This window comes from Pseudomonas sp. (assembly GCF_026224925.1).
Taxonomy (GTDB): domain Bacteria; phylum Pseudomonadota; class Gammaproteobacteria; order Pseudomonadales; family Pseudomonadaceae; genus Aquipseudomonas.
Window position 1 is genome coordinate 1 of the sequence record NZ_JAMFRV010000021.1, and the last position, 6,692, is coordinate 6,692.

The following is a 6,692-nucleotide window of genomic DNA, read 5'->3' on the forward strand; positions in this document are numbered from 1 at the left end:
GTCACGCCATGCCAGGATGACGAGGTACCCAGAGGGTCCCAATTGATCTGCGCATCCATATGAGTGTGGGCATCAACGAACCCCGGCGTCACGATCAACCCGTCAGCGTTGATCTCACGATGTCCCCGGTCGGCAACACGCCCGATCTCGACAATGCGCCCATCTTCTATCGCGATATCCGCAGTGAAAGCAGCCAGCCCCGAGCCGTCAATCACTTTTCCTCCACGGACCACCATATCAACGGGCATGATTAAATTCCTTCCCAGGCATTCTAAACAAAAACCAGATCGATCTGACTCTTTATACATGAAGTCGTAACGATTTTCTTTAATATGACTGTGGGCATACTGCCAATTATTTATACAACATAACCACATGGGTTTTGCATAGCAAGCCACGTAATGGCGCGAAATATCCACCCGCAACGGCCTTACTACTTTATATGAAATGCCGGAAACTCTGACTCAACTTTCACATTGACGGAATTAACTATGGCATCGGCGAACGTGGCTCGTCTTTCACAATGACGGAATTAACGCATTTGACCCGGACCGGACACCCGTAGAATGTAAGGTCTGATCCCGACTAATAAAAACAGGTAGAGGCAATGTTGACCCCAAACACCGTCAAGGACAAGCCGTCGGCACGCGAGTTGCTCGCCGGCATTAAGTTTATCGATGTGGACACGCACGTTAGCGAGTGGCCCGGCCTTTGGACTGACAGGGCGCCTGCTCACCTCAAACATAGAATGCCTCGTATTGTGGGGGCGGGTTTGGAGCGTCGTTGGGTCATCGACGAAGACACCATGATCTATAATAACGGTGCATCCTGCGCCGTCATGAAGGATGGCGGCAAGGCGCTAGGTTGGAGCTTCACCAGCATTACGCATGATGACATTCATCCTTCTGCCTATGACACTCGCGCCCGCGTCCAGATGATGGACGAGCAGGGAGTTTACGCTCAGATCGCTTACCCGAACATACTGGGTTTTAGCGGTGTAAAGGGCATGAAGACGGATGCCGAACTTCGGCTCTCGGCAGTCCAAATTTACAACGATGCGATGGGAGATATGCAGAGAGATTCGGGCGACCGGATATTCCCCATGGCGTTGCTTCCCTGGTGGGACCTTGACGCATCGGTAAAAGAGCTTGAGCGTTGTCTTAAATGGGGCGCTCGCGGGATCAACTGGAACCCGGACACTCATACTCATGGCATGCCGGACATTGGCAATCCTTTCTGGAATCCGATCTGGGAAGCGTGCGTTTCAAACGGGCTGCCTGTGAATTTTCACATCGGCGCGTCGGATGAATCTTTGTCGTTCGCTGGCCAGGGGGTGCTCCCTAGTTTTTCAAACGAGGAATCGATGGCGATGGGCACGCTCATGCTGTTCATTGGCAATATGCGCGTTTTGGGAAATATTATTATTTCCCGGTTTCTTGAGAACTGGCCAGATCTGAAGATCGTGTCTGTCGAGAGCGGGGCAGGCTGGGTGCCTTATCTTCTCGAAGGGCTTAAGTACACCGGTCACGAGGCGAAGATTAACTACGCCACGCCCCCTGCAGAGATCTTCCGCCGGCAAATCTACGCGTGTAGCTTTTTCGAGCGCGATAACTTTGTGGACACAGTCCGCCAAATCGGCGCCGATAACGTGATGTTCGAAACGGACTTTCCTCATCCTTCGTGCCTATTTCCCGACGGTCTGGAGTACATGGTTGATGCCATTGCGCAGTTAACCGAGGAAGAAAGATTCAAGGTGTTTAGTGGGAATGCTGCGAAGCTTTACAATATCAATATCACCTGAAGCGCGCCGGTAGGGCTAATCAATACAGCGCAAAAGACACTTAACAGGTGGAGAGAATGCGGTGGTCGAGCCAAGATTTATTGTGAAAGCTATGCCGGTGGGTGCAAAGATCGTTGGCCTGACGCCGGGTGACGAACAAGATCCGGCGGTACGGGCAGGCCTTTATCGGGCATGGCTCGACAATGGTGTGCTGCTTTTCACGGAGGTCAATACAGTCGAGCGTCATCTGGCACTCAGCGAAGTATTCGGCGAGCTTGAAGAGCACCCCTTTCCGGAGGTGCGCTCTAAGGTACATCCGATGTTAATCGACATAAGCGGCGATCGGCGTAGTGTTGCATACGTCTATGACGAAGCTGATGTGCTGGTGAATCGGATCGCTTGGCATCGCGACACCGCGTATACACGCGATATTTGCAAGGGCGCGATGTTGCGGATGATCGAAGTGCCCGCCGAGGACGGCGAGACGATGATCGCCGACACCGCTAAAGCATACGACGATCTCCCCGAAGAGCTGAAAAAACGGCTCGGGGGACTTGAGTATAAGGCGACTTTAAGGATGGGGCCGCGCGAGCAAACCCGGCCTGGCGCCTTTTGGAGCACGGCTCGGCCGGCGACACCGCAGGAAGATCCGCAATGGGGAGGAAAGGCCATCGTAGACGGCGATGATCCCAAGATTATCGCGAACTACCCGTCGGTCGTCCTGCCTGCAATGCTGACCCATCCGGAGTCTGGACGGAGGTGCATTTTCCTGAGCCCGACGTATGTCGATTTCTTCATTGGTATGAGCAAGGAGGAAAGCGAAGATCTATTGCACAAGTTGGCCGAGCATATGCTGCAGCCAAAATACATCTACAAGCATCGCTGGTCCCCCAATGAAGCGATTATCTGGGATAATCGACGCTGCATGCATGCCGGTTTTGGTAACAAAATAGACCAGCGCCGTTATGGTCTCAGGACCACACTTGCCGGTGCGATCCGGGTTGGACGTTTTTTTGAAAAAGGCGCGAAAGCGCAGGTACGTCACTTTGCTGACTAGCAGAGTGGGGAACAAAAAAAGGTGTAGCAACGAAAAGAGAACATCGATGAGTGAGCACCGTATCTCCGGGGTCAATGGGAATCTAAAGGGCCACAATGGGGTAACCTTTGCAAATCCAGCTCTTGGGCGAGCGACAAACTTCGCTCAGTCAAGATGACTCGCGAAACCGCAATCCGCATGCGCCTCGCCAGTCATCAGCCGGAGAACGGAGAATGGTTCTACGGTTGGCCTGTCGCGCTTGCCGGATTTTTTGGAACGTCACTCACTTCGTTGGGAGTGATGTCCATGGGAACCTTCATGGTTCCCGTACAGCGTGCATTAGGCTGGTCTCGGGCGGAGTTCTCTGCAGGATGGAGCGTTGCCACCGTCGTAGGAATTTTAATGGCGCCGTTGCTCGGCGTTTTGAACGACAAATGGGGCGCGCGACGCCTGGCAGTTCCCACCGCCGTTATATGTGGCCTGGTTTTTAGTCTCTTCGCCACCTCCAATGGTAGTCATATATATTGGCTACTGCTCTGGACGGTTTATGCGGCGGCAAACTCCATGATGTTGTTGGTCGTTATTTCCAGCACGTCCAAAGCGTTCAGAGTCAACCGCGGCATGGCTCTCTCTGTCGCGATGTGCGGTCACGGGATCGCCGCGATGGTCATACCGTCAATCGTGAATTTTCTTATCGAGCACTACGGCTGGCGGGCTGCCTTTATAAGGCTCGGCTTGGGCTGGGGAACATTGGTGGCCCTGTGTGCCTATGCGGTATTCGTTTTGTATCGGCCAGAAAGCGGCGCGGATCGACAAGTACCGGTTCCGCCAGTGAAACGGGGCGTACAGGACGTATTGCGTTCATCCAGGTTTGTTAAACTCGCGACTGCTAACATTGTCTTCTACATCGTTTCTATCGCACTAACTGTGCATCTTGTTCCGATGTTCGTAGACGGCGGTCTGTCAAGCGCGACAGCTGTCATCCTGGCAGGTTGTTTTGGTCTAGCCATGATACTCGGCAAGTTACTTAGCGGCATCATTCTCGACCGGTTAACAGCTGGGGCCATGATCGCGACGTGGCTCTTAACGATGATTTCTGGCTTGATAATTCTTTTGTCTGCCTGGAATTCCTACGAGCCGTACTTGGCGGCCGTAGTTCTGCTAGGCGCCGCGAACGGCGGTTTGGCACCAATATTCCCGTATTTGATCTCGAAGCACTTCGGTCTGGATAACTTCGGGAAATTCTACGGGGTGCTGTGTAGCGTGCAAGGTATCGGCAGTGCCAGTGGACCCTTGTTCGCGGCACTGATTTTTGACCGTACTCAAAGCTACCATCTTGCTATCGAGTTAGCTATACCGGCCCTATTACTTGTACTAGCTCTACTTTTTTCCTTAGAGAGAAATAATTTATTTTCAAAAACAGGTAAGATCCAAGTTTAAGTAAACCAAGTCGCACAACTTAAATATGAGCGCGCAATAATATTTAAAGGGAGGGTTTTATGACTATTAAATTTACTTGTGCTCTGCTGGCGGGAACATCGATCTTGGCGCCAGGCGCAGCACAAAGCGCAGCGATTAACAGCTCCGACAACAGTGCCGTGGCGGCAGGTGAAGCAAAAGGCGCACCGGCCAACCGCTCCGGCAACAGCGACTCGCCCACACCCAGCGACTCGTCCGGGCAAGTATCGGAAATTATTGTCACGGCCCAGCGGCGGGCGCAGTCCATAGTCTCTGTGCCGGTATCGATAACTGCCTCAACCGGACTAACCCTTAAGGCCGAAGGCATTAAGAGTGTAACTGATTTAACTCTCAAAACACCTGGCGTTACGTCCTACTTCGGCCTCGCGCATACCCAAGTATTTATCCGCGGAATCGGGAATACAGTTTTTAACGGAGCTGATCCGAGCGTCGCGACCTTCATTGACGATGTACCTCGGCCGTATGGAATGACTCACGGCACTTTGGTGAATGTCGAACGCGTAGAAATTCTTAAAGGCGCTCAAGGAGGTCTCTACGGTCGTAATGCAACAGCGGGTGTTATCAACATTATTACCCGGCAGCCGTCAGATACAGCTAGCGCCGAAGGACAAGTCTCTTATGGTTCACTAAAAACGTTCGATGGCCAGGGATATTTAAACGTGCCGCTCACCGAGAAGATTGATTGGAACGTTTCGGCAGAACGCATATCGCACGACTTCTATAGTAAAAACCTTGCCAAACCATATTACTCTCCGGCAAACTTTCCAACTTCTCTCAACCCCGGCATCACGCCGCAGCAGCAACTGGCTGCTGCCAACCTGCTCAATTCCGGCTTTAATCCGCCCAGAGGTGCCAGTAATCAGGACTTCTGGGATGTGGACAGTAAGCTCCTATTTAAGCCAGCCGCGAACGTTAAAGTCACTATAGACGGTGACTACCTGAGAGAGCACAGCTCGGATGGCACCGCCGAAAGGAACTTTAGCTCTCAGAATGACATTTCGCTGCTTAATAATTCCCTTCTACCTTTCCTAGCCGGACCAGCTATAGGATACCGGGGGTTAAAGGCTGTCTTTCCTGACAATCTTCAAGCACCCACCGGTAAGTGGTCGGGATACTATACCGAGCCGGCCCGTATCTATCAGACTGAATATGGCGCCTCCGGTAAAGTCGAGTTGAATCTGAAAGGGGTTGATTTGACTTCAATTACCGCATGGCGTCATTTTTACGACACGTTCGATTCCGAGATTCCGGCCGTAGAGGTGCCGACGATCCGCGCAGATACGACCTTTCAGAAACATTTCTTTTACCAGGAACTGAGGCTCGTTTCAAACGAGAAGGGACCGCTTCAATTTCTTGGCGGCGCGACCCTGTTTACTGATAATACAGGAATCAACTCCCGCTCTTATACATTAGATCTTTTTCAGTCACCAATTACCACCTCAGTAACTAAGCGTACGAGCTGGTCAGTATATGGCCAAGTCGGATATGACATTCTGGCGCGACTTAATCTATCGATCTCCGGTAGATACGTCTGGGAGCGGAGCTCAATTTCATTTTTTACTCCGCTCGTCTCACAAGCCTCGACCGTCGGGAAAAAATTCCTGCCTGCTGCGACACTAAGTTACAAAACTGATGGGGGTGTAATATATGCGCGCTATGCAAAGGGCTTTAAAACTGGCGGAATACTGCCGACGCTTTCACCTTCCCTTTTTCCGGGAGGGTTAGGTAGCACGTTCAAACCGGAACAGGTTGACACGTACGAGGTCGGCTATAGGACGGAGCTTCTCGATCGAAAACTGCAATTTACGAGTGCGGTATACTATAACAACTATCGCGACATCCAATATACAGACAGCGGCAATATTCAGAACTCACAACTGAGTTCGGCAGTAATCAACGCCGGGTCGGCCCGCACCTATGGGGCTGAAAGTAGCTTAACCTGGCGCGTCGCGAGACCGCTCTCAGTTTCTGTGAACGGCGCTTATCTGAACGCCAAATACAAGCAGTTTTCACTGACTAACTCACCTTTGTTCGTGTCTTTCAACCTTGATGGCAAAACGATGATCCAGGCGCCGAAATGGCAAGCTTCGGTCAACGTCGACCTTGATCAACCGATTACTAGCGAGCTTAGGCTGGTGGGAGATGTGATCTGGGCGTATAATAGCTCCCGGAACATCGCTGACGATACAGCGGGTATCGGGCCGCTCACGCAGAATGGCTATTCGCTGACGAATCTTCGGCTTGGCGTGCGCACGACCGACGATCGCTACGGATTTGCCCTGACGGTTAATAATCTTTTTGATAAGTTTTACATAACTGCAGGAGCTGTGGCGCCGACACTTGGTAAGTACGGCGTTATGGGGAGTCCTCGCATCATAAGCGGTGAATTGTCAGTTA

5 protein-coding genes are annotated in these 6,692 nt (G+C 51.9%); 4 read left to right on the forward strand and 1 reads right to left on the reverse strand.

The window, feature by feature from the left end; genetic code table 11:
* Positions 1-248: amidohydrolase family protein (locus M0974_RS01195; protein WP_297831586.1), on the reverse strand; the 248-nt coding region annotated here is incomplete at its 3' end.
* 359 nt (positions 249-607) lie between these two features.
* Between M0974_RS01195 and M0974_RS01200 the strand changes: the two genes are divergently transcribed.
* From M0974_RS01200 to M0974_RS01215, 4 genes are all read left to right on the forward strand, one after another.
* Entirely contained in the window at positions 608-1,801 is a 1,194-nt protein-coding gene (locus M0974_RS01200; protein ID WP_297831588.1) for an amidohydrolase family protein, read from the forward strand.
* A 61-nt stretch (positions 1,802-1,862) separates the two neighbouring features.
* Complete coding sequence (locus M0974_RS01205; RefSeq protein ID WP_297831591.1) at positions 1,863-2,837, forward strand: TauD/TfdA family dioxygenase; 975 nt, start codon at positions 1,863-1,865, stop codon at positions 2,835-2,837.
* 153 nt (positions 2,838-2,990) lie between these two features.
* On the forward strand, positions 2,991-4,256 hold the full coding sequence (locus M0974_RS01210; protein WP_297831594.1) for an MFS transporter: 1,266 nt from the start codon (positions 2,991-2,993) through the stop codon (positions 4,254-4,256).
* 59 nt (positions 4,257-4,315) lie between these two features.
* Positions 4,316-6,692: TonB-dependent receptor (locus M0974_RS01215; protein WP_297831596.1), on the forward strand; the 2,377-nt coding region annotated here is incomplete at its 3' end.

Bases quoted from the DNA above. Each gene is read 5' to 3' on its own strand.
- M0974_RS01200 (WP_297831588.1), top strand. From the start codon at position 608: ATGTTGACCCCAAACACCGTCAAGGACAAGCCGTCGGCACGCGAGTTG.
- M0974_RS01210 (WP_297831594.1), top strand. From the start codon at position 2,991: ATGACTCGCGAAACCGCAATCCGCATGCGCCTCGCCAGTCATCAGCCG.